The organism is Leisingera caerulea DSM 24564 (genome assembly GCF_000473325.1).
Classification (GTDB): Bacteria; Pseudomonadota; Alphaproteobacteria; order Rhodobacterales; family Rhodobacteraceae; genus Leisingera; species Leisingera caerulea.
Genome location: NZ_KI421513.1, coordinates 2,904,027 through 2,929,739 on the forward strand (window position 1 = coordinate 2,904,027; position 25,713 = coordinate 2,929,739).

General features: G+C 65.4%; 26 protein-coding genes. 15 read left to right on the top strand and 11 right to left on the bottom strand.

The window, feature by feature from the left end; genetic code table 11:
* Positions 1-12 precede the first annotated feature (12 nt).
* Positions 13-1,185 carry a threonine/serine exporter family protein gene (locus tag CAER_RS0121370; RefSeq protein WP_027237282.1) on the top strand — a complete coding sequence of 391 codons (1,173 nt, stop codon included), beginning with the start codon at positions 13-15 and terminating at the stop codon, positions 1,183-1,185.
* Here CAER_RS0121370 and CAER_RS0121375 read toward each other — a convergent pair.
* From CAER_RS0121375 to CAER_RS0121395, 5 genes are all read right to left on the bottom strand, one after another.
* Positions 1,182-2,633, bottom strand: coding sequence for an HD-GYP domain-containing protein (locus CAER_RS0121375; protein ID WP_027237283.1), 1,452 nt, complete (start codon positions 2,631-2,633; stop codon positions 1,182-1,184). The genes CAER_RS0121370 and CAER_RS0121375 overlap by 4 nt on opposite strands.
* A 186-nt stretch (positions 2,634-2,819) precedes the next feature.
* Positions 2,820-3,083: a cell division topological specificity factor MinE gene (minE, locus tag CAER_RS0121380; protein WP_027237284.1), complete on the bottom strand. Its 264-nt coding sequence runs from the start codon at positions 3,081-3,083 to the stop codon at positions 2,820-2,822.
* 3 nt (positions 3,084-3,086) lie between these two features.
* Positions 3,087-3,935, bottom strand: a complete 849-nt coding sequence (gene minD, locus CAER_RS0121385; protein WP_036797507.1) for a septum site-determining protein MinD — start codon at positions 3,933-3,935, stop codon at positions 3,087-3,089.
* Between the two features lie 38 nt (positions 3,936-3,973).
* Entirely contained in the window at positions 3,974-4,738 is a 765-nt protein-coding gene (gene minC, locus CAER_RS0121390) for a septum site-determining protein MinC (RefSeq protein ID WP_051357831.1), read from the bottom strand.
* 199 nt (positions 4,739-4,937) lie between these two features.
* Positions 4,938-6,368: an alkaline phosphatase D family protein gene (locus tag CAER_RS0121395; RefSeq protein ID WP_027237287.1), complete on the bottom strand. Its 1,431-nt coding sequence runs from the start codon at positions 6,366-6,368 to the stop codon at positions 4,938-4,940.
* A 183-nt stretch (positions 6,369-6,551) separates the two neighbouring features.
* On the opposite strand from CAER_RS0121395, the gene CAER_RS0121400 reads away from it, so the two are divergent.
* Positions 6,552-6,920, top strand: coding sequence for a hypothetical protein (locus tag CAER_RS0121400; RefSeq protein WP_027237288.1), 369 nt, complete (start codon positions 6,552-6,554; stop codon positions 6,918-6,920).
* A 234-nt stretch (positions 6,921-7,154) separates the two neighbouring features.
* Here CAER_RS0121400 and CAER_RS0121405 read toward each other — a convergent pair whose 3' ends face one another.
* The 4 genes from CAER_RS0121405 to CAER_RS0121420 form a co-directional block, all read right to left on the bottom strand.
* Positions 7,155-8,339 carry a vWA domain-containing protein gene (locus CAER_RS0121405; protein WP_027237289.1) on the bottom strand — a complete coding sequence of 395 codons (1,185 nt, stop codon included), beginning with the start codon at positions 8,337-8,339 and terminating at the stop codon, positions 7,155-7,157.
* A gap of 19 nt (positions 8,340-8,358) precedes the next feature.
* A complete protein-coding gene (locus tag CAER_RS30220) occupies positions 8,359-8,526 on the bottom strand; it encodes a hypothetical protein (RefSeq protein ID WP_027237290.1) in 168 nt (55 codons plus the stop codon).
* 33 nt (positions 8,527-8,559) lie between these two features.
* A complete protein-coding gene (locus CAER_RS0121415) occupies positions 8,560-9,981 on the bottom strand; it encodes a DUF2927 domain-containing protein (RefSeq protein ID WP_245597392.1) in 1,422 nt (473 codons plus the stop codon).
* 130 nt (positions 9,982-10,111) lie between these two features.
* Positions 10,112-10,951 (bottom strand): AAA family ATPase, encoded by an 840-nt coding sequence (locus CAER_RS0121420; RefSeq protein WP_027237292.1) that lies wholly within the window; start codon positions 10,949-10,951, stop codon positions 10,112-10,114.
* Positions 10,952-11,137: 186 nt separating this feature from the next.
* On the opposite strand from CAER_RS0121420, the gene dksA reads away from it, so the two are divergent.
* Together dksA and CAER_RS0121430 are read left to right on the top strand one after the other, a co-directional pair.
* Positions 11,138-11,560, top strand: a complete 423-nt coding sequence (dksA, locus tag CAER_RS0121425) for an RNA polymerase-binding protein DksA (RefSeq protein ID WP_036797862.1) — start codon at positions 11,138-11,140, stop codon at positions 11,558-11,560.
* Between the two features lie 102 nt (positions 11,561-11,662).
* Complete coding sequence (locus tag CAER_RS0121430; RefSeq protein WP_027237294.1) at positions 11,663-12,829, top strand: FAD-dependent monooxygenase; 1,167 nt, start codon at positions 11,663-11,665, stop codon at positions 12,827-12,829.
* 101 nt (positions 12,830-12,930) lie between these two features.
* Here the strand turns inward: CAER_RS0121430 and xth are convergent, their stop codons facing one another.
* Positions 12,931-13,737 carry an exodeoxyribonuclease III gene (gene xth, locus CAER_RS0121435; protein WP_027237295.1) on the bottom strand — a complete coding sequence of 269 codons (807 nt, stop codon included), beginning with the start codon at positions 13,735-13,737 and terminating at the stop codon, positions 12,931-12,933.
* Positions 13,738-14,097: 360 nt separating this feature from the next.
* On the opposite strand from xth, the gene CAER_RS0121440 reads away from it, so the two are divergent.
* The 3 genes from CAER_RS0121440 (at position 14,098) to CAER_RS28325 (ending at position 16,778) form a co-directional block, all read left to right on the top strand.
* The gene (locus CAER_RS0121440; protein ID WP_027237296.1) at positions 14,098-14,700 is read left to right on the top strand and encodes a DUF6749 family protein; all 603 of its coding nucleotides are present in this window, start codon (positions 14,098-14,100) and stop codon (positions 14,698-14,700) included.
* 105 nt (positions 14,701-14,805) lie between these two features.
* Positions 14,806-15,867, top strand: coding sequence for a DUF6902 family protein (locus tag CAER_RS0121445; RefSeq protein WP_027237297.1), 1,062 nt, complete (start codon positions 14,806-14,808; stop codon positions 15,865-15,867).
* Positions 15,867-16,778: a DMT family transporter gene (locus CAER_RS28325; RefSeq protein ID WP_036797509.1), complete on the top strand. Its 912-nt coding sequence runs from the start codon at positions 15,867-15,869 to the stop codon at positions 16,776-16,778. The genes CAER_RS0121445 and CAER_RS28325 overlap by 1 nt, the downstream gene beginning before the upstream one ends.
* Positions 16,779-16,900: 122 nt before the next feature.
* Here the strand turns inward: CAER_RS28325 and CAER_RS0121455 are convergent, their stop codons facing one another.
* On the bottom strand, positions 16,901-17,224 hold the full coding sequence (locus CAER_RS0121455; protein WP_008558117.1) for a HesB/IscA family protein: 324 nt from the start codon (positions 17,222-17,224) through the stop codon (positions 16,901-16,903).
* Between the two features lie 92 nt (positions 17,225-17,316).
* On the opposite strand from CAER_RS0121455, the gene CAER_RS0121460 reads away from it, so the two are divergent.
* From CAER_RS0121460 to scpB, 8 genes are all read left to right on the top strand, one after another.
* Complete coding sequence (locus CAER_RS0121460) at positions 17,317-18,468, top strand: deoxyguanosinetriphosphate triphosphohydrolase (RefSeq protein WP_027237298.1); 1,152 nt, start codon at positions 17,317-17,319, stop codon at positions 18,466-18,468.
* 374 nt (positions 18,469-18,842) lie between these two features.
* Positions 18,843-19,235: a GFA family protein gene (locus CAER_RS0121465; protein WP_027237299.1), complete on the top strand. Its 393-nt coding sequence runs from the start codon at positions 18,843-18,845 to the stop codon at positions 19,233-19,235.
* 266 nt (positions 19,236-19,501) lie between these two features.
* Positions 19,502-19,801 carry a YciI family protein gene (locus CAER_RS0121470; protein ID WP_027237300.1) on the top strand — a complete coding sequence of 100 codons (300 nt, stop codon included), beginning with the start codon at positions 19,502-19,504 and terminating at the stop codon, positions 19,799-19,801.
* 186 nt (positions 19,802-19,987) lie between these two features.
* Positions 19,988-21,733, top strand: coding sequence for an arginine--tRNA ligase (argS, locus tag CAER_RS0121475; protein WP_027237301.1), 1,746 nt, complete (start codon positions 19,988-19,990; stop codon positions 21,731-21,733).
* A 118-nt stretch (positions 21,734-21,851) separates the two neighbouring features.
* On the top strand, positions 21,852-23,033 hold the full coding sequence (locus tag CAER_RS0121480; protein WP_027237302.1) for an SPOR domain-containing protein: 1,182 nt from the start codon (positions 21,852-21,854) through the stop codon (positions 23,031-23,033).
* Positions 23,034-23,150: 117 nt separating this feature from the next.
* Positions 23,151-24,155, top strand: coding sequence for a beta-N-acetylhexosaminidase (gene nagZ / locus CAER_RS0121485; protein ID WP_027237303.1), 1,005 nt, complete (start codon positions 23,151-23,153; stop codon positions 24,153-24,155).
* Positions 24,148-24,942, top strand: coding sequence for a segregation and condensation protein A (locus CAER_RS0121490; protein WP_027237304.1), 795 nt, complete (start codon positions 24,148-24,150; stop codon positions 24,940-24,942). Before nagZ ends, CAER_RS0121490 begins: the two co-directional genes overlap by 8 nt.
* Positions 24,942-25,619, top strand: coding sequence for an SMC-Scp complex subunit ScpB (scpB, locus tag CAER_RS0121495; protein WP_027237305.1), 678 nt, complete (start codon positions 24,942-24,944; stop codon positions 25,617-25,619). The genes CAER_RS0121490 and scpB overlap by 1 nt, the downstream gene beginning before the upstream one ends.
* Positions 25,620-25,713: the final 94 nt, after the last annotated feature.

Sequence of the window (25,713 nt, forward strand, 5' to 3'; positions counted from 1 at the left end):
GGCATCCGGTACATGGCACCCCTGTCTCAGCTCCGCAACATCGCAGACACAGGCGAGACCCTGCACCGCAGCGGCTGCGCGCCCTACAAGATCGAGAAGTACCTGCAGTTCTATGCCAGAAAGCAGGGCATCAATGTGATCGTGCAGGCCACTCCCACCTCTATCTCCTGCCAGTTCCCGGATGAGGACAACCAGTTCATCATCCGCCGCCTGGAACCCGCCCAGATCAACCTCAGCCTGCTGGCGCGCACCATCATCCGCATCAACGCGGTGGAGGACCCGGGGATCGAGGAGCCGGGCCGCTATCCTGCCTGGCTGATCATGCTGGCCAATATTGCCATTCCGCCTGCCTTCCTGACCCTGATCGGCAGCGCGCTCACCACCATTGCGCTGTCGGCGGTGCTGGGTTTTCTGGTCTGGCTCTGCCAGCTGTTCTGCCGCGGCGACCGGGTGATCCTGGTCGAATTTCTGTCGGCGCTGGTAGCGGGGCTGGCGGTGTCGCTGGTCAGCAGCATGGGGGTGGAGGTTCCGGTCTGGGGCACCTGCATCGCCGCCATCGTGCTGTTCGTGCCGGGGCTGTCGATTGCCAACTCCCTGGAATGCCTGGCCTTCAACGACGTGATCTCCGGCTCCAGCCTGTTTGCCCAGTCGATCTTCGTGCTGATGAAACTTTTCATCGGCATCTACATCGGCGTCAGCATCGGCGCGGCACTGTGGGGGGCAACGCCGCATGTGGAGAATGTGAACGAAGTTTTGTGGTGGATGCCCTATCTGGCGCTGCCCGCGCTGTCGTTCTCGATCGGGGTGATCTTCAATGCCCGGCTGGTGGATATCGTGCGGGCACTGCCGGTTACGGTGCTGGGCATGTGGGGGCCGCTCTACCTCGGCTTCGGCGGCGGCTGGATCGTCGGCACCTGGGTCACCGCCATGTGCATCACGCTGTACGGCACCTGGCTTGCCAAAACGCTGAACCTGACCGGTGCGATCTACATCGTGCAGGGCATCCTGATTCTGGTCCCCGGCAGCCGGGTGCTGATGAGCGCGACGCAGTCGCTGTTCAATGAAACCCTGATGGCGGACGCCAGCATCGGCCTGTCGGCCCTGCTGATGTTCTCGGCCATCGTGGCGGGGCAGGTGACGGCGCTGGCGCTTTATGCGCAGAAGAACCGCAACCTCGCCAGTTAGGCGCTCTGTTCTGCCGCGGGCAGTTCCCAATCCCCGCCGGTCAGGGGCGCATCGGTGGCCGCGGGCCAGCCGCTGGCCGTCACCGCATCCTGCAGCGCGGCATAACACTCGGGATCAATGCCGGGACCGGCCAGTTCATCCATGATGGCATAGGTCTTCTCCAGCGGCAGCGCTGCGCGGTAGGGACGCTCGGCGGTCAGCGCGTCAAAGATATCGGCCACCGCCATCACCCTCATTTCCTGCGACAGCTGGCTGGCGTCCAGCCCGTAGGGGTAGCCCTTGCCGTCAAGCCGTTCGTGATGCGCAGCGCTCACATCCGCAAGCTCGCGGAAGGCGGCAATCCGGCTCAGCACCTCATGGCCCAGCACCGGGTGGCGCTTCATCAGGGCAAACTCCTCATCGGTCAGCTTGCCGGGCTTGTCCAAGATGGTGTTGGAGATCCCAAGTTTGCCGATGTCATGCAACAGCGCGCCGCGCACCATCCAGCGGCGCCGCTCGGGAGAGTACCCCAGCTGGTCGCAGATCAGCCCGGTGTAACGCGCAACCCGCTGCGAGTGGCCGTGGGTAAAGGGGCTCTTGGCGTCAATAACCAGCGAAAACGCCCGGGCGATCTCATCCAGGTAGTCTTCATTCACGGCGTGGATATGCTGCGCCTGCGGGGTGGCAAAGACCTCTGCCTCCAGCCCCGAGTCCTGCAGATCAGCCAGGAAGCCGGGACGGCGGATCACTTCGGTGAAGACCGGTACAAGATCCGGGTCGAACCAGCTGCCTGCGCGGGCTTCCAGCTCCGCCGCTGCGGCCTCCGCCCCTGCACTGGCGGTAAAGACGTCTGCCACCTGCGCCATCAGCGCGATGCGCGCAAACAGCGGGATTGCTGCGCCTTTCAGGCCCTGCGGCTGGCCGCCGCCGTCCCAGTGCTCATCCAGACTGGCGATGCCCTCCGCCACATCCTCGGAGAAGCGCATCTGCCGGGCGATACTGGCGCCGCGGTTGCAGCGGGTCTGGATCAGCTCGCCCGCCAGCTGGCCGTTCCGGGCAATCACATGGCCCAGCGTTTTCAGCTTTTGCAGCGGGCTGGACCCCAGCGCGGTGTTGCGCAGCAAAAACTCGATGCCCTGGCGTGCGCCGCTCACCGTCTTGAAGTTCTGTTTGAAGGACAGATCATCGGTCAGGTACAGCTGGCAGATGCGGGCCGCGTTGGAGCTGCACCCGAGATCCTTCAGCAGCAGTGTGAAATAAAGGTCGGAGCGCGCCTGCGGCGGCAGCTCCAGCTCCCGCGCGGCCTGCATGCCGATCCAGCAGCAGCGGACGCAATGGCCCTCAGGCTGGCCTTCGGTCAGATCGAGGGCATGGCTGAGCGCTCCCAGCAGCTCCCCCAGCCGCAGGGTGCCCTGCGGTGCGGCTCTGCCGGACTGGCCGGGACTGGAGGGGGAGAAGATATATGTCATGGGCCTTCGGCAGGGCAATTGCGAAAGGCCCATGACAGCACGGGCAGGATTAACCTGCCCTTACCCGGCGCAGGATAAGGGTGGGGTCTCTGCGCCGGATTTTCTTAAAATTTCCGGGGCCGCCGTTTGGCAGCCCCGCAGTCTGAATTCAGAGGCCGCCGCTAGGCAGCCCCCAGGGCCCCGGCCCTAGTTCACACCCAGTTTTCCCGGGAATTCGATGTTGATTTCGAGGCTGGACAGCTCATCGCCGCGCTCCATCCGGATGTCGATCGCCTCGTCGCCGATCTGCATGTGGCGGCGGATCACTTCCAGGATCTCGCGCTGCAGCTGCGGCAGGCAGTCGGGGCGGGCGCCGCCGCTGCCGCTGCGCTCATGCGCCAGCAGGATCTGCAGCCGTTCCTTGGCAGTATTGGCAGAGGCTTTGCGGGGGCGGAGGGAAAATCCGAACATTGCTTACACCGCCCGGCGGAACAGCCGCTGCAGCAGGCCGCGGCGGGGATCTGCGGCAATCCGCATCTCGATCTGCTCGCCGATCAGCCGGCCCACCGCGTCCTCATAGGCCGCAGCCGCCGCCGACGGGTCGTCCAGCACCACCGGCACGCCCAGGTTGGAGGCGCGCAGCACCGCCGGGCTTTCGGGGATGATGCCCAGGAGCGGCACCGCCAGAACCTCCAGCACATCCTCCACCGTCATCATCTCGCCGCTGTCGATGCGGGATTTGTCGTGGCGGGTGATCAGCACCTGCGCCTTCACCGGCTCTGCGCCGCTCTTGCTGGCGCGTTCAGTGATGCTGTTCAGCAGCCCCAGAACCCGGTCACTGTCCCGGACAGACGACACTTCGGGGTTGGTGACCACAATCGCCTCATCGGCAAAATGCATCGCCATCTGGGCGCCGCGCTCGATCCCTGCCGGGCTGTCGCAGATGATATAATCGAACTCCTGGCGCAGCTCTTCCAGAACCCGTTCAACACCCTCTTTGGTCAGCGCGTCCTTGTCGCGGGTCTGCGAGGTCGGCAGCACCGACAGGTTTTCCAGCCGCCGGTCGCGGATCAGCGCCTGCTTCAGCTTGGCGTCGCCCTGGATCACGTTGATAAAGTCGAACACCACCCGGCGCTCGCAGCCCATGATCATGTCCAGGTTGCGCAATCCGACGTCGAAGTCGATCACCACCGTCTTGTGGCCGCGCCGCGCCAGCTCGGCGCCTACTGCCGCCGAGGTTGTGGTCTTACCGACACCGCCCTTGCCCGAGGTGACAACGATCACCCGGCCCAGCGGTTCTTCCAGTTTCAGGTCCTTGCTCATTCGTCCTGCCTCTCTCATTCCAGCCCTCTTAACAGCCTTCATCCCAAGGCTTCCACACACAGCCGCTCGTCCTGCAGGAACACCTGCACCGGGCGGTTCAGCAGCTCCGGCTCCAAATTCTCGTTTGTCCGGTACAGCCCGGCGACCGCCAAAAGCTCCGCGTCCAGGCTGTTGCAAAAGATCCGGGCGGTCTCGTCGCCCTCGGCGCCGGCCATGGCGCGGCCGCGCAGGCGGCCATAAACATGAATGCTGCCGCGCGCGATCAGCTCGGCGCCCGAGCTCACCGGCCCGACCACCACCAGATCGCCGCCTTCGGCCACCACCGTCTGGCCGGAGCGCACCGGCTGGGTGATCAGCCGGTTTTCCGGCGGCCTGAGTTTTTTGGGGATTTCGCGGCGCGGGCCGGGCCTGGTGCTGCCTTCCATGTTGAGCGGCGCATCCTTGCCGCTGGCGATGGTGATCAGCCCGGCGTCCTCAGCCGCGGAGATCTGTTCCGGCGTGGCATTCTGCACCCCGAACACTGCCAGCCCGCGGCTGCGCAAGCAGTCCGTCAGCGCCCGCAGTTCGGCCGGGCGGGACAGGCCGGGCGCCTGCGCCAGATCCAGAATCAGCGGCGCGCCGTCGAAGAAGTGGGGGTTCCAGCGCAGCTGCGCGTCCAGTGCCGCGTAGAACGCCTGGTCCAGCGGCCCGTTCTCCGGGCGCAGCGCAACGGCGGTGAAATACCGTCCGCGGATCTGAAACGGCTTCACGGTGGCGGCGGGGGGCGCGCCACGGGGGGATATGTCTTGATGCGGCACGCTCACGCGATGCTCCTGCTCGGGGAATGCGGTTTTGGTCCGCGGCTTCTTTTCCTCTTGCGTAGCGTCAGCGGCATGGCCCGTTCAACCGGGGCGCGGCTGCTTCGGCGGACATGCGCCGGATGCCGCAGGCACCGGCGGATTTCCGCACGCAGACTGCTTCAGGTTGCGCAGAAAACCGTTGGCAAACCGGGACTGGCGGCGGCTACAGCCGCAGCGGTTCGGACTGGCCCGAGGTTTCCAGATCCCAGATTGCGGCCCACTGCGTGTCCCGCCTTTCCAGGATCAGATAGTTCCGTTCCGCCGCATAGCGCCCGGCCTGACCGGGGATCTTGCGGATGCGGACCGGGTGGCCGGGCAGGGGGGCGTCCCCCAGCCAGGACAGCATTCCCAGCACCCGCGCCCAGGCCTTGGGCGGCGCCCGGTGGGAAATGCCGGAGGCGACCAGCTGGTGCAGCGTCTTGCCGCCGCCCAGGGGCATCTCGGCGCGCGCCGCCAGGTGGATCTCGCCGGACACGGCGGTGACCTGCTGGCCGTCCTTGGCGGCGGTATCCCGCATCATCCGCAGCATCCGCCGCCAGGAGGCCCGGTGGGCCCGGCTTTGCCACTGGTCGCGCAGGTCGTCCTCATATTTTTGCATCCGCGGCGTCAGCACCATCAGCAGCTCCAGCAGCGACAGCCGTGGCCCCAGCAGGGGCACGCTGGACAGCAGGAAGGTCTGCCCCGGTGCGCCCCGCTTGACCTCGGCCTTCATCATCCGCCAGCCGCCGCGCGCCATCACCCGGCGGCGGCTGCGCTCCGAGCGCAGATCGGGCGCCAGCAGCCGCAACCCCGGTGCCTCAATGCGCCAGCCCAGGTGGGTGCCATCAGGATCGGCAAACCGCGCGGGCAGGTCCCCGTGGCAGCAGCCGTGCTGAAACAGCAGCGCTGCTTGCCGGGCTGCCGCAAACAGTGTCTGGCCCACCGGCGAATAGGTGCTGGAGCGGCGCAGCGATCCCCAGCCGTCGCATATATCGTGGTCGTCCCATTGCATCAGCGAGGGCACGCGGGCCGCGAGCCAGGCCAGCTCCGGCGCGCTGTAGACCGCCAGGTAGCGGCGCAGAAAGCCCTCCCGCAGATGCGCGCGCAGGCTGTCCAGATCCTCCCGCGAGGGATCGCGCGGCAATTTGTCCGGCCAGCCCTCGCTCAGCCGGTGGCCGTCCGTCACCTCATCGGCATAGACCTGATCGCCGCCATGCAGCAGCAGCGAGAAGGGGCGCTTGCGGTGCTCCGCACCCATCCGCGCCAACATGGCGTTGCGCTCTTTCCCGTCGCGGTCCAGGTCGCCATGCTCCTCGCCGTTGCAGGAGGCATAGGCAATCCGCATATCCCCGCCGAACCCGCCCGCGACCTCAAAGCGCTGCCCGTTCCACTGATAGCTGGAGGGCCGGTCCGCAGGCAGGGAAAAGCGCGCGCGCAGAACCGAAACGCTTGCGTATTCCGCCAGCGGCTCGGCCTGACGGTCCATGCCGTCGAGCGAGACAGGCGGCACGGTTTGCCCCTTGGGCGCAATGAACAGCGCCGCAAGCTGCATCTGGCCATCGCGCAGATCGTCAAGGATCAGAATGGGGCCGGTGATGGAGTGGTTGCTGCTCATTCAGCAACAGGACCTAGGTGCGGCGGCTGCCGCAATCAACCGTCTGCAGGGCTGCAGAGGGGGATTTGCAGGGGCTGCGGCGGAATTGCCCGTGGCGCGGCAAGGCAACGCGTGGTCAAGATGCGCAATACGCCCGGCCCGGATGACCCCAAGGCCGCTTAAGCATTGATCCGGAGAAATTTTATGCAATGGACTTTTCTTGCAGCGTCAGCGCTGGCAGCTTTGTGGATGGGGGTGCATGCCGTGATCGGCGGCCGCGAATGCGCCGTGCCGCTCGCGCAGGACCGCAGCCTGCCTGATGCGGTGCGCGAGACCACATTGCTTTGCTGGCATTTGGTGACCGGGTTCCTGGGCCTGATGGCCCTGTTTTTGTTTCTCGGCGCCCGCGGTTCGGCGGATATGGCCCTGGCCGGAACGCTGATGGCAGCGGTCACGGCCGCGGCGGGCATCCTGGTGCCGCCGCTGCGCCGGGTGGGCTACGGCCTGCTGCCGCAGGGCTGGCTGTTCGTCCCAATCGCGGTTCTGGGCAGCTGGGGCTTGCTAGGCGGCTGACGTCCCGATCCGCGAAGCGAGGCGGTGCTCCCGCCCGTGCGGCCTGCATTGGAAATGCCGTCCTCCCGGTTGGGCCCGGCGCCGGACCTTAGGGTCCGGCGCGCATCCTGCTTGCCCCGGCAAGCAGGATGCCATGCCCAAGGCCGCCAAGGGGACTGGCGCAAGCCAGCGCACCTGCGGGCGCGGGAGGGCCGCTTGGCGCGGCTGCACAGGTTTCTCAAAAATGGGGAAGGCCTAGCGGCTCAGCTCCCGCATGCCGCGTTCCAGACCGTCCAGCGTCATCGGCACCATGCGGTCCTCAAAGATCTCCCGGATCATGCTGATTGAATGGGTGTAGTCCCAATACTTCTCCGGCACCGGGTTGATCCACAGGTTCGACGCCCAGGCGTCGCGCGCACGCTGCAGCCAGATCTGGCCCGCTTCCTCGTTCCAATGCTCATTGGCCCCGCCGGGATAGGCGATTTCATAGGGCGACATCGAGGCATCCCCCACAAAGATGCATTTGTAATCCGGCCCGTAGGTGCGCAGCACCTCATGGGTCGGGATCTTCTCGTCCCAGCGCCGCCGGTTGTCGCGCCAGACGCCCTCATACAGGCAATTGTGGAAGTAGTAGTATTCCAGATGCTTGAACTCTGCCCGCGCGGCAGAGAACAGCTCCTCCACCACCTGGATATGCGGATCCATCGAGCCGCCGACGTCCAGGAACAGCAAGACCTTCACCGCATTGTGCCGTTCGGGGCGGGTCTTCACATCCAGATAGCCGTGCTCGGCAGTGGAGCGGATGGTGCCGTCCAGATCCAGCTCCTCCTGCGCGCCCTCGCGGACCCAGCGGCGGAGGCGTTTCAGCGCCACCTTGATGTTGCGGGTGCCGAGTTCGACATCGCCATCGAGGTTCTTGAACTCGCGCTTGTCCCAGACCTTGACCGCGCGCTGGTGGCGGCTCTTGTCCTGCCCGATCCGCACGCCCTCGGGGTTGTAGCCATAGGCGCCAAAGGGCGAGGTGCCGGCGGTGCCGATCCACTTGTTGCCGCCCTGGTGGCGGCCCTGCTGTTCCTTGAGGCGCTCCTTCAGCGTCTCCATCAGCTTGTCGAAACCGCCAAGCGCCTCGATCTCAGCCTTCTCCTCTGCGCTCAGATGCTTTTCCGCCATCTTGCGCAGCCACTCCTCGGGAATGTCCACCGCCTCCATCACGGCCTCGGCGGGGATCGCCTCCAGCCCTTCAAAGGTGGCAGCAAAGGCGCGGTCGAACTTGTCGATGTTGCGCTCATCCTTCACCATTGCGGCGCGGGCGAGGAAGTAGAAGGCCTCGATGTCATAGGTCGCCAGCCCCGCCTTCATTCCCTCAAGGAACGTCAGGTACTCGCGCAGGCTGACCGGAATGGACGCCTTGCGCAGGTTTTCAAAGAAGGGCTGGAACATCGCAGAGCCTCCGGCAGGGTTACGCCAGCACCCGGTGTGTCAGAATGGTTGCCAGCAGGCCGAGAATACCAAAAACGATGGCATAGACAGCCCCGTATTGCAGCATGTCCAGGGTGTTGCCGCCACGTTTGCGGGCCTTCATCGCGCCAATCAGAGCGCCCAGCACCAAGCCGGCGATTACGATCATGTCTCTATCCGTTTCTGTTCAGTCACTGCCGGATCAGGGGGCAGAGGGGCGCAGCGCGGCGATTTCCTCCAGCCGCGCCTCGACCACCCAATCCGGACCAAAGCCGTACCTTGCCCATCCCAGGCTGTCCAGCCTGACCCGGCGGGCTTCGACGCTGCGGCCCTCCAGCTCCAGCGCCTCCGCCTGCAGCATCAGCAGCGTCGACAGCAGCGCCGCGTTCTCATGCGCTGCCGCGGTGTCCGCCGCCGGTCCCAGCCGCGCCAGCGCCGCCGCCCCGTTGCCGGTGGCAATCTCATAGGCGGCCAGCTGCACCGTCAGCTTGGCCTGATGCATCCGGGTGCCGGGCAGGCCCCGCAGGTAGCTCATTGCGGTGCGGAAGTGCTGCAGCGCCAGCTCCGGCTCGCGGACGTGCAGCATCCGGCCCAGTGTATAATGGCTCAGGGCGCGGCGGTGGTCCTGCCAGCCCAGGTCGCGGGCAATCTCCGCAGCCCGGTTGGCGGCCCGCAGCCGGTCCCGCGGCGAGGCGCTTGGCCCAAGCGCCTGCTCATAGGCGGCGATCCAGGCCCGCGGCGTTTCCGGCAGCCAGACGGCGGCGGTGCGGGTGCCGCCCGGATTGAGCCGCGCCAGCACCGCGGGCAGCTGCTCTGCCACTTCGGCCCGGCTCATGCCGGTGCGCAGCTCTGGCGCGTAGGTGGCGCGCAGGATCAGCATGTCAAAGCCTGTCAGCACCGCATGGATATTGTCATCGTTGAAGATCGAATCCGGCAGCCGGTAGAGATCGTTCAGCGGGCCGAGCGCCTGGGCCAGCTCCTCATGCAGGCAGTCGCGCACCTCCTGCGGGCTGGTGTCATTGGGGATGAACACCGCCAGCCGCTCGCGGCTGCGCAACAGCGACCAGTTGGTGCGCGCGCTGCGCCGGTTGCGCCGGTACTCACTCAGCGAGGACACATTCGGCACCACGAAACAGGCCGCCTTGGGCAATGCCCGCCGGATCTCCGCGCGGGAGACCGACTGGATGGTGATGCCGGCACTGTCGCCGGACACCCGGCGGATCGGGATCCCGGCCTCGTCCCGCAGCCGTGCCAAAAGCGCGTTGAGGTCGCGGCTGAACCCCGGGGCGGGGCTGCCCGTCACCCGCAGGGTGACTGGGCCTTCGAACCGGGTGAACTGGGGCAGGGTGCTGCCGCCTTCCAGCCGGAAATGCAGGTCCAGGAAATCGCGCGCAATATCTGCGTTGGAGCGCTGCGGCGGCTGCGGCCGGCGGGCGGGGAACACCTTGACCGGCGGCAGCGCGGCCGGGGCTGCTGCCGCCCGGGTCGGCGCCTCCACCCGGGCTGAGGGGACGGAACAGGCGGCCAGCGCCAGCAGCGCCGCTGCGGCGGCAGCGCCCCGCAGCAGGCGCAGGGCCTGACGGCAAGCGGGCAGGTGTGAAACCGGGGCAGCGTCAGCAGGCAATCAGGCGTCTCCTATCAGCCCGGACATGGCAGCCCGGCTCTTACCACTCTGATAGGGGAATGCGGCAGCAATTTGAAGGAAAACGGGAGGGCGCCGGACAACGGCGCCTGCCGGGTGGTGCAAGCGGGCGTCAGCGCCGCCCGCGGGCCATGAACGCGAGGCGTTCGAACAGATGCACGTCCTGCTCGTTTTTCAGCAGCGCCCCATGCAGCTTGGGCAGCGCGCTGGCGCCGTCGCGGGCGATGTCCTCCGGGCTCAGATCCTCGGCCAGCAGCAGTTTCAGCCAGTCGATCACCTCCGAGGTTGACGGTTTTTTCTTCAGCCCCTGGGTATCGCGGATCTCATAGAACTGGGTCAGCGCAGCGGTCAGCAGGGCGTCCTTGATGCCGGGGTGATGCACCTCGACGATCTTCTTCATCGTCTCCGCATCCGGGAAGCGGATGTAGTGGAAGAAGCAGCGGCGCAAAAAGGCGTCCGGCAGTTCTTTTTCGTTGTTGGAGGTGATGATCATGATCGGACGGTGCCTTGCCTTGACCGTCTCGCCGGTCTCGTAGACGTGGAACTCCATCTTGTCGAGCTCCTGCAGCAGGTCATTGGGGAATTCGATGTCGGCCTTGTCGATCTCGTCGATCAGCAAAACGACTTTCTCGTCCGCCTCAAAGGCCTCCCACAGCTTGCCCTTTTTGATGTAGTTCCTGACGTCATGCACCCGTTCGTCGCCCAGCTGGCTGTCGCGCAAGCGGCTGACGGCGTCATATTCATAGAGGCCCTGCTGCGCGCGGGTGGTGGACTTCACATTCCACTCGATCATCCGAAGCCCCAGCGCCTCTGCAACCTGCTTGGCCAGCTCGGTCTTGCCGGTGCCCGGCTCGCCCTTGACCAGCAGCGGCCGCTCCAGTGTCACTGCCGCATTGACCGCAACTTTCAAATCATCCGTTGCGACATATTCTTTAGTGCCCTGAAATTGCATATCTTTCCTGTTCCAGTCATGATCGGTGCCGCAGCGCCCAGTTCTTATCAAGGTTTTAACCAAACCGCGCCACTATTGTGTAGTGACATTCCTTCCCGATAGGGATAAACGCTGCGGCAGAGGGGGAGCCAAAATGTTCAGGTGCAAATTATGACCAGCATTATGGGCCAGACCGAAGGAGCCGAAATGAAGCAAGAAGTGTTTCTGCCGGACGACTACCGACCGGCCGAAGATGAGCCGTTCATGAACGAACGGCAGCTTGAGTATTTCCGACGCAAGCTATTGAATTGGAAGCAGGAACTACTGTCCGACAGCCGCGATACAATCGAAGGGCTGCAGGACAACACCCGCAATATTCCCGATGTCGCCGACCGTGCCAGTGAAGAGACCGACCGCGCGCTGGAATTGCGCACCCGCGACCGCCAGCGCAAGCTGGTCGCCAAGATCGACTCTGCGCTGCGCCGCATTGACGAGGGCGAATACGGTTATTGCGAGGTGACCGGCGATCCGATCTCGCTGAAGCGCCTGGATGCGCGTCCAATCGCCACCATGAGCCTGGAAGCGCAAGAGCGCCACGAGCGCCGCGAAAAGGTCCACCGCGACGACTGACCGCTGGCTGCAGCGGACAAACCGACAATTTGATGACGCCGGGGTCTTTTGCTCCGGCGTTTTTTGTTTCATTGGGAACAGGCGGAGAATCTGCAGGAGCCCATGGAACTCAAAGGCCTGAAAATAACCGTTATCGGCGCCGGAATCGGCGGTCTGACCGCAGCGCTGGCGCTGCGCCGCCAGGGCGCCAGCGTGACCGTTCTGGAACAGGCCGAAGCAATCTCCGAGGTGGGCGCCGGTCTGCAGATCACCCCCAACGGGGTTGCGGTGCTGCAGGCTCTGGGGCTGGCGGATGACCTGGCCTGGTGCTCTCAGCGGGCGCGCGCCGTGGTGCTGCGCGGTCACCGCCGAGGCACTGAGGTGCTGCGGCTGGATCTCGATGAATACGCCGCCGGTTTGCGCTATTACTTCGTGCACCGCTCCGACCTGATCGGCATTCTGGCCGGTGCCGCGCGGCGCGAAGGCGTGCAGGTGCGGCTGCTGCAAAAGGCGGAGCGGGTGGAGCCCGGGCCGCAGCCCGTTGTGCATCTTGGCAATGGCGCCCAATGCGGCGGCGATCTGGTGGTGGGCGCCGACGGGCTGCACTCCAAGGCCCGCGTGGCGCTGAACGGCGAGCGCAATCCCACGTTCACCGGCCAGGTGGCCTGGCGCGCCACCGTGCCGAACCACCTGAACCTGCCGCCGGAGGCGCAGGTTTTCATGGGGCCTGGGCGGCATCTGGTGGCCTATCCCCTGCGCGATGGCAGCCTGATGAACCTGGTCGCGGTGCAGGAGCGCCGCGCCTGGGCCGAGGAAGGCTGGAACTTCAAGGACGATCCCGCCAATCTGCGCGCCGCCTTTGCCGGTTTCGGCGGCAGCGCCGCAGCGCTGCTGGAAGCGGTGGAGGAGGTGCTGCTGTGGGGGCTGTTCCGCCATCCGGTAGCGGCCAGCTGGCATGGGGAAAACACCGCGATCCTGGGCGACGCCGCGCATCCGACGCTGCCATTTATGGCCCAGGGCGCCAATCTGGCGCTGGAGGATGCCTGGGTGCTGGCCCGGTCCCTGCAGGAGTCGGCGGGGGTGAAGGCCGGGCTTGCGCTTTATCAGTCGCGCCGCCGCGACCGGGCGGAGAAAGTGGTGCAGGCGGCCAGCAGCAATGCCTGGAAATACCACCTGCGGGCGCCGCTCAGCTGGCCTGCGCATCAGGTGCTGAAACTGGGCGGCCGCTTTGCGCCGGACAGGATGGTCAGCCAGTTCGACTGGATCTACCGCCACGACGTCACCGCCTGAGGCGGGGCAGGCGGGGGTCTCCCGCCGGCCGCAGTCTCATTTGTGAAATGAGCCGCTCCCGTTGGGCCGGGCGCCGCGCCGGGGCGCGGCGCGGGCGGCGCCTAGATGTCCAGGTCGACCCACACCGGCACGTGGTCGGAGGGTTTTTCCCGGCCGCGCACGTCCTTGTCGATCTGGCAATCCAGCAAGAGGTCGGCGGCCTGCGGCGTCAGCAGGAAGTGGTCGATGCGGATGCCGTCGCCGCGGTTCCAGGCCCCGGCCTGGTAGTCCCAGAAGGAATAGTGGCCCGGGCCCTGGTGCCGGGCGCGGAAGGCCTCTGTAAAGCCCAGGTTGACGATCCGCTGGAAGGCGGCGCGGCTTTCCGGGCGGAACAGCGCATCCTCGGCCCAGGCCTCCGGCCGCTTGGCATCTTCGGCTTGCGGGATGATGTTGTAATCGCCGGCCATCAGCGCGGGCATCTCATCGGCCAGCAGCGCTTCGGCCCGTGCCTTCAGCCGCTCCATCCAGGCGAGCTTATAGGCGTATTTGCCGCCTGCCACCGGGCTGCCGTCCGCGTCCAGCTCCACCGGGTTGCCGTTGGGCAGGTACAGGCCGCAGATCCGGATCGCCTGCTTGCCCACCACCGTGGCCTCGATCCAGCGCGCCTGTTCGTCGCTGTCATCGCCGGGCAGGCCGCGGCGCACATCCTCCAGCGGCAGTTTTGACAGGATCGCCACCCCGTTAAAGCTTTTCTGGCCGTGGGTCTCTACGTTATAGCCGCGCTCCTCGAAGATTTCGCGCGGAAACGCCTCATCCACGGATTTGATTTCCTGCAGCAGCACCACATCCGGCTGCGCCTCATCCAGCCACTCCGGCAGCGCCTGGGCCCGGGCCTTGATGCCATTGATGTTGAAGGTGGCGATTTTCATGGCTTGTCTCCGGCGCAGGTTGCGGTATGTGAAGCCGATCTATCGCTGAATCAGCGCTGGGGGGCAAGCCCGGCACCGGTGCCGCGAATCACCAAGGCGCCGCCGAATCATCCGGTTTTGCGTTTGTGAAAAATAACCCTCAGGTTGATTATATTTATTTTGCAAAAATAGACGTGTGAATAACGCGGTGAATATTCTGTGGATTAATTGAATTAAATTAAAATTCACAAAAAATAACGCGGCGAAGTTAAAGTTAAAAATCAAAGAAAATGCAATGTGAAATTGCATTTTATGTTTGCGCTGTATCCGGGCCGTGCCAGCGTCAAGGAGCCTTTTGTCAAAAACGAATGGGGTTCCAACATGACTGCTCAGCTCAAAATCCAGCCCATCCATGCGACCCGCCCGGCCGTAAGCACGAGCCTGTTTGCGGGTGATGCCACAGAGATGTTTTCTTCCGGCTCAGCGCCGGAATGCACTGCGGATCTGACGGCCGGAGAGGGCGCGGCACTGTTTTCTTCAGGCTCGCTGCCGCAAACGGCCAAAAACTGGGCTGGCGGGGAAACCGGTTTGTTTTCGTCCGGCTCGGCACCCATGGCTCACGGCGGAACCGCAGCGGGCGACCTGGTGGAAATGTTCTCCTCCGGTTCGGCGCCGGCGGCGCAAGGCGATGCTGCCGCAGGTGATCTGGTGCAGTTGTTTTCCTCCGGGTCAACCCCGCAGGCTCAATCAGAAGTTGCCGAAGGCGGCCTGACTGAGATGTTCTCTTCCGGGTCCGCCCCTGCGGCGGGTGAAACTGCATCCGGGGATCTGACGGAAATGTTCTCTTCCGGCTCAGCGCCCGCGGCAACGGCAGAGGCCGGCACGGGCGAGGGCACCCATCTGTTCTCCTCTGGGTCCGCACTGGCAGCGGGTGCGCGCACCAGCGCTGGCGATGCCACCCGGCTGTTTTCCTCGGGCAGCTGAGCGGAACGGGGCCGGTCTCCCTCCCGGCCCCCGACCAGGGGCGGCTCCGCCTGCGGGGCCGCTGCCGCGCCGCTTCGATCCGGTATCCATCCGCAAGAGGTTTCCATGGCCGAAATCATCCCGTTTTTCCCGCCCGCCGCCCGCCAGTCCCGGGCCGATGCCCAGAAGGCGCTGATCGCCGGTTTCGCCTCGCACCGGCGCAGTCAGGAGGACGTTTTCTGGCTCAAGGAAAACGCGGAGCTTCTCAACATTCTGGAATGCACAGGGGCGGATGTTGCCGCGGACGCCCTGCAGCCCCTGCTGCCGTTTTACGACGGCGCAGCGCGCCATATCAGTTTTTTCCGCCAGTACTACCGCTTTATACTGTCAATCTGCCTGGACCTGGAGGACTTGGGTCTGCCGGGGCAGACCGGGGCGCAGATTGCCCAATGGGTTTCCGCCCAAGGGCTGGCCCAGGCAGAGCTGTCGGACCTGCAGCGGGCAGAGGCCCGCCGCCTGCTGGCGCGGCGCGGCATCGCTCTGCGGGACGAGGGGCTGGACGACCGGCTCCGCGGCTTTATCTCCCGTCCTCAAACCTTTGCTATTCCGAACAAAAAGGCCGCCTATGAGCTGACCCATATCGTGTTTTACCTGTCCGAGTACGGGCGCCGGGATCCAGCCCTGCCGGCGGCTGCCGTGACCAGCCTGGAATTTGCGGGCCTGGTGGCGTTTCTCGACCAGAATGCCGACCTGCTGGCGGAGATCTGCATCGCCATGCGTTACGCCGGGCAGCAGCCGTCGGCAGCGTGGGAGGCTTGGATCGACGGGCAAGTTTCCGCTTATATACTCGCTAAAGATGAATTTTCTGGACTTCATGATGCGTATCACGAGTACTTTGTAGTCAACTGGCTCATGCTGCTGTCTGGCCGTTCGGCCTTCCGGCAGCCGGTTCCCCCGGGGGCTTTGCATGTGTCGGCGCAGCAGGGAGGGAGCATTTTGAGGAGCCTGTCTGAAGCCGTGTTTGATGCCGGAGCGGCCCGCGCCAGCTGGAGCGCCGTGAAAGCCCGCGCCGAAGCGGCGCTGAGCGAGGAGCAGCATCGCATTCTTTCCGCGGCGGAGCGCAGCTGCGCCGGATTTGCCGGATTTTTCGAAGGCTTTGCCCGTGCAGGCAGCGCGGGAGCGGCATGATGCGCTGCTCCCGCAACCAGGCCCTGGCCGGGGCGCTGCTGGTGATCGCCTATACCGGGCTGATCGCCTCTGCCGACGGGATCACCAAACTGCTTGCGGGCCAATACGCAGCGGCCCAGCTCTATGCGCTCTCCGGTGCCATGGTTGCGGGGTTTTGCCTGCTGGCGGACCGGCTGCCTGCTGTGCGCGGCGGCTTCCGCACCCGGTGCCCGCGGGCGATGGCCTTGCGCTCCGGTGCGACGCTGGTTGCGGCGGTGTGCTTCTTCTATGCCTTCCGGCTGCTGCCCTTTGCCGAGGTGTTTGTGTTCATCGGGCTGATGCCGCTGCTGGCGGGCGCCATGTCCGGGCTGGTGCTGAAGGAGCCGGTGCGCCCGGCCGCCTGGGCGGCGCTTGGCGCTGGTTTTGCAGGCGTGCTGTTTCTGTTTCCGGGCGGGGTTGCCTCCGCCTCGCTGGGCCATCTCGTGGCTTTGGCCGCTGCGGTTTCCGGCACATTTTCCATGACACTGGCGCGGTTTATCGGGCGGTATGAAAGCAATTCGCTGGCGCAGGTCTTTTATCCCAACCTGACCATCTGCCTGGTGATGCTGCTGCTGCTGCCCTTTGTCTGGATCCCGATGCCGCTGGTTGATGCGGGCTGGGCTGCGGCTTATGCCTTCCTGTTGTTCGGCGCACGCTGGCTGCTGGTGGTGGCGCTGCGGCTCTTGGCCTCCTACGCCGTCACCCCTTTGATGAATTTGCAGTTCATCTGGATGGCGGTGATCGGCGCGGTGTTCTTTGGCGAATTCCCGCCCGCGACCACCTATGCCGGCGGTGTTATCGTCATTGCCTCGGGGCTTTATCTGGTCTGGGACCAGTTCGCCCCGGCGCTGCCGCGGCTGCGCAATCCGGGACGGCTGCAGACCGATCCGTGACGCGCCAATCCAACGGCCTGAGCCCCGAAAGGAGCGCTGGATTTATTCGATAATTGCGGCCCGGAAAACACGCGTTTTCCGGGTCGTTTCCCGCGCTGGGAAACGTGCCCGCAAGGGCGGGATCACATTGAGAACGAGGTGCCGCAGCCGCAGCTGGAGGTGGCGTTGGGGTTCTCGATGGTGAACCGCGCGCCGATCAGTTCCTCGGTGAAATCAATCACCGCGTTCTCCAGGAACGGCAGCGACACGGCATCGACCACCACTTTTTCGCCCTGTCCTTCAAGGACCAGGTCATCGGGTTTCGCCTCATCCAGCGCGATCTCATACTGGAAGCCGGAACAGCCGCCGCCTTCGACCGCGACGCGCAGCGCCTGGCCCTGATCCGCGGCGCCGATTTCGGCCAGCCGGGCAAAGGCGCGGTCGGTGACTTTCGGGGGCAGGTTCATACGGTCTCTCTCCAAAGCTGATGTTGCAGCGCAAGACATTATATAGAAAGGTGCAATCCAGGCAGCAAGATTTGCCAAGGAAAAGATTTGATATGCATGCGCCTTTTGCCACGATGCCCGACCGCAGCCGCGGGCGGCAGGTTCCGGAGGAGGAAAGCTCCTTCCGCTCGCCCTATCAGCGCGACCGCGACCGGATTATCCATGCCAGCGCTTTCCGCAGGCTCAAGCACAAGACCCAGGTATTTGTGGAGCATGAGGGCGACAACTACCGCACCCGCCTGACCCATTCGATCGAGGTGGGGCAGGTGGGCCGCACCATTGCCGGCGCGCTGGGACTGAATCAGGAGCTGACCGAGGCGGTGGCGCTGGCGCATGACCTGGGCCACACGCCGTTCGGCCACACCGGCGAGGACGCGCTGCATGCGCTGATGGAACCCTACGGCGGCTTTGATCACAACGCCCAGGCGATCCGCATCGTCACCCGTCTGGAGCGGCACTATGCCGCGTTCGACGGCTTGAACCTCACCTGGGAAACCCTTGAAGCGATTGCCAAACACAACGGCCCGGTGGTGGGGGAGCTGCCCTGGGCGCTGGCCGAATGCAACGCCGAGGTCGACCTGGAGCTGCACACTCACGCCAGCGCCGAGGCGCAGGTGGCGGCGCTTTCCGATGACATCGCCTATAACAACCACGACCTGCATGATGCGCTGCGCGCCGGTCTGTTCACCGACGATGACCTGGCCCGCCTGCCGCTGCTGGACAAGGCCTATGGCGAGGTGGACCGGCTCTATCCCGGCCTCGACCCGAACCGCCGCCGCCACGAGGCGCTGCGCCGGTTCTTCGGTGTGATGGTCAGCGACGTGATCGACACCGCCCGCGCCCTGCTGGCAGAAACCGGCGTCCAGAGCGTCGAGGAAGTCCGTGCGCTGGGGCAGCCGGTGGTGAAATTCTCCGATCCCTTGTGGCGCGACCTGAAGGACATCCGCGCCTTCCTGTTCACGCGCATGTACCGCGCGCCATCAGTGATGGAGAAGCGCGCCAAGGTCGCCAAGGTGGTGGAGGCGCTTTTCCCCTACTTTCTGGACAATCCGCTGGAGATGCCGGAGCGCTGGCACGCCGACATTGCCGCAGCCGAAGACCGCACCGCGCTGGCGCGGATCGTGTCGGACTATATCGCCGGCATGACCGACCGTTTCGCCCTGCAGCAGCATGAACGGCTGATCGGGGTGAAGGTCGAGGTATAAGGGCTTCCGGCTGCTGTTTCTTTCCTTTCGCCAGTGCCGTTCATCGGCAGGGCAGGGATGGCGGCGCCGCCAACAGGGGCGGAGGATAGGGCCGGAACGCCAGCGCGCCCCGGGTCCGGTCAAAAGCTTCATCCGTCAGACGCCCCTGCACCTTTTGCCGAGGTGGTCTTTGGGGCCCTGGTCTCCTGTTCGCGCGGGGTGCCAGACCCGCGCCATGTGCTGCAGCGGGAGGGATCTTCGCAGCTTCCGGTTAAACCCGCGCTAGCGGGGCGTACGGTGCTGGCGGCCGCGGCGCAACGGGGGCGGGCGCCTTGTTTGCCTGTGAATGTTCCTGTAATGTTCTTAATCATTGGGTGATATGAAGGAACGCTGGAATGATTGAGGGAAGCTGCTGTTGCGGTGCCGTGAAATTTGAGCTGCTGGCGCAGCCCGCGCTGATGGGCACCTGCCATTGCTCCCGCTGCCGCAAGGCCGGGGCCAGCACTATTGTCTTTGTGAAAAAGGACGACTTGCGCTGGGTTTCCGGCAAAGAGGAGGTGGCGCTGTACCAGCCCGCGCCGCCCTATAAGAACGGCCGCTGTTTCTGCCGGATCTGCGGCAGCTCGCTGGGGGAGATCCTGTCGGAGGAGGAGAGCTTCCCCATCGCCGCAAACGCGCTGGATGGGGTGCTGGAGGTGGCAAACAGCTTTCATGAGTTTGTGGGCGAGAAGCCCAGTTGGTACGAAATCTGCGACGGTGCAAAGCAGTCGCAGGGGCATCCGGTTTAGGTATGGCAGCGTAGGGCGGGCGATTGCGCCCGCCGCGCGCGGTAGGAAAACCGGAACGGGGTGGTGGGCAAATTGCCCGCCCTGCGTGCTCAGGGGGGGGCATTCGCGCCAGCCCAGGCAGGCGCAGACCTATCTGGTGTGTCCTGCCGGTCATCACCGGGTTTTCTGAAGCTCCGCCAAATTGGCCGTAAGCCGTGCTATGATCTGGCCCTATGACGCCGCGGGGCATCGGCGGTATCCGCAAACGGAGCAGCAAGGGAAAAGCCATGGCACGCTGGACCGTCACATTTACAGACAAGCCCGAGATGGACCGGGTGCGCGGCGACAGGAAGCGGCGTGAGGCGCATATCGCCTACGTGCGCGCCCATCCTGAATTGCAGATCGGCGGCGCGCTGGCGATGCGGCCGATGCAGGACTTTCCCGGCGCGATCTGGAATGTGGAGGCCGAAACCCGGCAGGATGTCGAGCGGCTGATCCTGCAGGACCCGTATTACGTTGCCTCTCTGCGCCGTTACACGATCACGGAATGGGGCACCGCCTCAGCCGTTCAGGGCATTTTGTCCTGATCCGCCGGCGGCCAGGCCAGACGGCGCGCGCCGCAGCGGCGGCGCATATTTCCGGCGCGGAAAAATGGCCGGAAAATTTGAATTTTCCGGAGCGCTCCGCCTGAGGCCGCGGGCTGCCCCTGCAATGCTGTTGACCCTTCCTGCAGCCCCCGGTATCCGCTGTGCTGAACATATGGGACGCCAGATATGAACCTCTTTACCGATATCCGCACGCTTGTGATTGAAAGCCTGACCGCCATGACCGGCGAGGGCGCGCTGCCCGAGGGGCTTGATTTTGCCAATGTCGCGGTGGAGCCGCCGCGCGATGCCGCCCACGGCGACATGGCGACCAACGCGGCGATGGTGCTGGCCAAGCCCGCGAAAATGAAACCGCGCGACATTGCCGAGATGCTGGCGGCCAAGCTGGCAGCGGATGACCGGATCACCAGCGCCGAAGTTGCAGGCCCCGGTTTCCTCAACCTGCGCTTGGCACCCGGCATCTGGCAGGGGGTGCTGAAATCCGTCCTGGACGCAGGCACGGATTACGGCCGCTCTGACTTTGGCGCGGGCAAGCGCGTGAACGTCGAATATGTCTCCGCCAACCCGACCGGCCCGCTGCACGTGGGCCATACCCGCGGTGCGGTGTTTGGCGATGCGCTGGCGGCATTGCTGGCCTATGCCGGCTATGACGTCACCCGCGAATATTACATCAACGACGGCGGCGGCCAGGTCGACGTGCTGGCGCGCTCTGTCTACCTGCGCTACCTGGAGGCGCACGGCCAGGAGATCGCCTTTGCCGACGGCACCTATCCCGGCGACTATCTGGTTCCCGTCGGCCAGGCGCTGAAGGACAAGGTGGGCGACGCCTATCTGAATCAGCCGGAAGAGGTCTGGCTGGCAGAGGTGCGCGCGTTTTCCACCGATGCGATGATGGCGCTGATCCGCGAGGATCTGGCCCAGCTTGGCATCGAAATGGACGTGTTTTATTCCGAGAAATCCCTCTATGGCACCGGCAAGATCGAGGCGGCGCTGAAGGCGCTGGAGGCCAAGGGGCTGATCTATCAGGGCGTGCTGGAGCCGCCGAAAGGCAAGAAGCCGGACGACTGGGAGCCGCGCGAGCAGACCCTGTTCAAATCCACCGATCACGGCGACGACGTCGACCGGGCGGTGAAGAAATCCGATGGCTCCTGGACCTATTTCGCGCCGGACATCGCCTATCACTACGACAAGGTGGAGCGCGGCTTTGACGAGCTGATCGACATCTTCGGCGCCGACCACGGCGGTTACGTCAAGCGGATGAAGGCGGCGGTGTCGGCGCTGTCCGATGGCAAGGTACCGCTGGACATCAAGCTGTGCCAGCTGGTGAAGCTGTTCAAGGACGGCCAGGAATTCAAGATGTCCAAGCGGGCAGGGACCTTTGTCACCCTGCGCGATGTGGTCGATGCCGTCGGCCCCGACGTCACCCGCTTCATGCTGCTGACCCGCAAGAACGACCAGGGATTCGACTTCGACCTCGATAAGGCGCTGGAGCAGTCCAAGGACAACCCGGTGTTTTACGTGCAATACGCCAACGCCCGGATCTGCTCCACCCTGCGCAAGGCGGCGGAACAAAACATCACCGCGGATGATGCCGCGCTGAAGGCTGCCGACCTCAGCCTGATCGCCGACCCGGCGCAGCTGGCGGTGGCCAAGAAGCTGGCCGAGTGGCCGCGCCAGGTGGAAATCGCCGCCCGCACCCATGAGCCGCACCGTGTGGCCTTCTATCTTTACGACCTGGCGTCGGAGCTGCACGGGCTGTACCACCTCGGAAAATCGCAAGAAGGTTTACGATTTGTTAACGAGAGCAGCCAATCGGCAACACATGCGAATTTGGCCCTGGCCAAGGCCGTTTCCGTTGTCATTTCGGCAGGTCTTGGTATTCTTGGCGTGAAACCGGCAGAAGAGATGCGATAACCAAAACGGGGCGGGTGCCCCTGCGGTGTAAATTGCACATCCGCCGGAATGAGGCAGTTCAAGAGACTTGGGGCGCAGCGCTGTTTCGGCGCTGCCAAACCGGGCAGTGAGGCGGACAATGGCGTATTTTGCGCAGGCGGGCCAAGGGCACGCCTATACACAGGGCGGTGTTCAGCAGCAGGACACCGCAACTGGCGGCTCTTACGGGCAGCAGTACTCCGATCAGCATCTTACAGGTCAGCAATACACAGGTCCGGGAGCGGAACCGGCTTACGGTTACGAGGATGCCGCCTACGGGTACCAGCCTGACGGCCAGGGCTATGATGCGCAGGATTACGCTGCTTTCGCTGCGCCCGCCGGGCTGCGGGCGCGATTCTCCAAAACGCTGAGCCTGCTGGGCGCCGCGGCCTCGGTTGCGCTGGTCGCAGGGGTTGGCTTCTGGGGCTACAAGCTGGTGATGCGCGATGTCAGCGGCGTGCCGGTGGTGCGCGCAGCCGAAGGCCCGATGCGCGAACAGCCCGCGAATCCGGGCGGCTCCCAGGCAGATCATCAGGGCCTGGCGGTGAATGCGGTGGCCGCCAGCGGCAGCGCTGAGGCACCGGCTGACCGGCTGACCCTGGCACCGCCCGCGATCCGGCTGACAGAGGACGACAAACCGCTGCCGCAGCTGGCCGCGGAAACCGCACCGGCAGAGCTTCCGGCCGTTCCGGCAGAGCCGGGGGCGTCCGAAGGCCCCGGTGTCAGCGATGACGCGGTGGCCTCTTTCCAGAACGGCGATATCGACGCATTGGTTGCCGAGCTTGCCCGCGAAGCGGAAACGCTGTCGGCTGCGGTGCCTGCCTCGGCGCAGGCGCCTGCCATCGTGCAGCCGGAACCGCTGAAGCCGGGTTTGGCCGCAGCAGCGCCGTCGCCTGCCGTCCTGAATGCGCCCGGCGTCAAAGTCTCGCTGCGGCCATCGGCCCGGCCCGCAAGGTTCAGCCCCGCTCCGGTCGCAGCCGCACCGGCAGCGCGGGCTGCAACTGTCGATGTCGACCCGGCCACCCTCCCGGCCGGCACACGGCTGGCGCAGCTCGGCGCCTATGAGAGCCCGGAAGTCGCGCGCGCCGAATGGGACCGCATCCATGCCCGCTTTGCCGATTACCTGGAAGGCAAACAACGGGTGATCCAGCGCGCCGAAAGCGGCGGCCGCACCTTCTACCGGCTGCGGGCGATGGGCTTTGCCGGTCTGTCGGATGCCCGCCGCTTCTGCTCGGCGCTGGTGGCTGGCAATGCCGACTGCATTCCTGTAACCACGCGGTAACGAACCGCCCGGCCGGCAGGCCGGGCAGCGCCCGACCCGCCCCCAGGGCGGGCGCTTTGCACCCACCCCGGGCCGGGCGTTGCCCTCCCGCACTTAAGGGGGCGATAGGGCATACTCATGACTTTTGGAGCCACCATCCTCGACGCCGACGGCCTGCGCCTGAGCGCAGATGAAAAGGCGTTCTTCCGCGATGCCGATCCCTTCGGCTTTATCCTGTTTGCCCGCAACATCGCAGATGCCGGTCAGGTCCGCGCCCTGTGCAACGACTTCCGCGAGGCGGTGGGGCGCGACTGCCCGATCACCATCGACCAGGAGGGCGGCCGGGTGCAGCGCCTGCGCAGCCCGCTGGGGCGGGAGTGGCTGCCGCCGCTGGAGCATGTGCAGCGGGCGGGCGCCGGCGCCGAACGCGCCATGTACCTGCGCTACCGCCTGATCGCGGATGAGCTGCACGGCCTCGGGATCGACAGCAACTGCGCCCCGATTGCCGATGTGGCCTGCGCGGACACTCATGAGTTCCTGAAAAACCGCTGTTACGGCGAGGGCGCACCGGCCGTGGCCGCGATCGGCCGCGCGGTGGCGCAGGGGCATCTGGACGGCGGCGTGCTGCCGGTGCTGAAGCACATTCCCGGCCACGGCCGCGCCACTGCCGACAGCCATCTGGACCTGCCGCATGTGGCCAGCACCCCGGACCTGCTGGAGCAAACCGATTTCGCTGCCTTCCGCGCGCTGAACGATCTGCCGCTGGGGATGACCGCGCATCTGGTCTATGACGCCTACGACAGCCGCCCGGCCACCACCTCGCCGGTGATGATGCAGCTGATCCGCGAGCAGATCGGCTTTGACGGGCTGGTGATGACGGATGATATTTCGATGAAGGCGCTCAAGGGCTCGCTGACGGATATCACACGTGACTCGCTGGCGGCAGGCTGCGACGTGGTCCTGTTGTGCAACGCCCCGCTGGCCGACCGCATCGCGGTGGCTGAGGCCGCAGCGAGCATGTCAGAGGCAGCGCAAACCCGCGCAGACCGCGCGCTGGCGGCCCGCAAACCCCCTGCGGATCTTGACATTCAGGCCGCCGAAGACGAACTTGCCGCCCTCATGGGCGGGCAGGTGTATGGCTGAGCAGACACTCTTTTCAGACGCGGACACATCGGTAGAGGAACGGCTGGCGGCCGAGGCCCTGATCGTGGATGTGGACGGCTTCGAAGGTCCGCTCGACCTGCTGCTGACGCTGTCGCGCACCCAGAAGGTGGACCTGCGCAAGATCTCCGTGCTGGAGCTGGCGCGGCAGTACCTGGCCTTTGTCGAAAAGGCCAAGGAGCTGCGGATAGAGCTGGCCGCCGACTATCTGGTGATGGCGGCCTGGCTTGCCTTCCTGAAATCCCGCCTGCTGCTGCCCCCCGACCCGGAGGAGGAGGGCCCCTCGGGCGAGGAACTGGCCGCCCACCTGGCGTTCCAGCTGGAGCGTTTGCAGGCAATGCGCGATGCCGCCGCGCGGCTGATGGGCCGCGACCGGCTGGGCCGCGACTTCTTTGCCCGCGGCGAGGTGGAAACCGTCGCCCGGATCAAGACCGTCACCTATACTGCCAACCTCTTGGATCTGATGCAGGCCTATGCCCGCATCCGCACCAAGGAGGATTTCCGCCCCTTTGTGATGGACCGCGACTCGGTCTTCACCATGGAGGAGGCGCTGGACCGGATGCGCCACCTCTTGGGCTTTACCGGCGATTGGACCGACTTGATCAGCTACCTGCCGGACGGCTGGCACAGCGACCCGGTCAAGCGGCGGTCGGCCACCGCGGCGACCTTTGCCGCCTCGCTGCAGCTGGTCAAGGAAGGCAGGCTTGAACTGCGCCAGAGCGAAACATTTGCGCCGATCCAGCTGCGCAGCCTGAACGAGGATACCTGATGGAAGACCAGCTTATGGACAGCCAGGGCGCTCCCATCCCCGATGACAATGACACGCTTTTCGATGCCCCGCCGATGGCGGAGCAGGAGCGGATGGTGGAAGCGGTGCTGTTTGCCAGCGCCGAGCCTGTCACCCTGCGCGATCTGGAAGGGCGGATGCCGCATGGCTGCAACCCGCGCGAGGCGGTGGAGCATCTGCGCAAGCGATATGAGGGCCGCGGCGTGCGGGTGGTGCGCCTGGGCGATGCCTGGGCAATCCGCACCGCGCCGGACCTGGGATTCCTGATGCAGAAGGAAACCACCGAGCTGCGCAAGCTCAGCCGAGCCGCGATCGAAACCTTGGCCATCGTTGCCTATCATCAGCCGGTCACCCGCACCGAGATCGAGGAGATCCGCGGCGTCTCGGTGTCGCGCGGCACCATCGACCAGCTGATGGAGATGAACTGGATCCGTCTGGGCCGCCGCCGGATGACGCCGGGCCGCCCGGTGACATTTGTGGTGACGCCGGATTTCCTCGACCACTTCGGCCTGGAAAGCGCCCGCGACCTGCCGGGCCTGAAAGAGCTGCGTGCCGCGGGCCTGCTGGAGAACCGCCCGCCGCCGGGCAGCCTGCCGCTGGGCCAGAGCGGCGACGAGGACGACGAGGCGGAAGAACAGGCGGAACTGTTCGAGGAGTGATGCCCCGGCAGCGGCAGTTGCCGGATGCTTGCCCTGCGCACGCTTTATGCCCCGAAATGGTCTCAATCTGGAGGTACGGTCCCAGGCAGGGCAA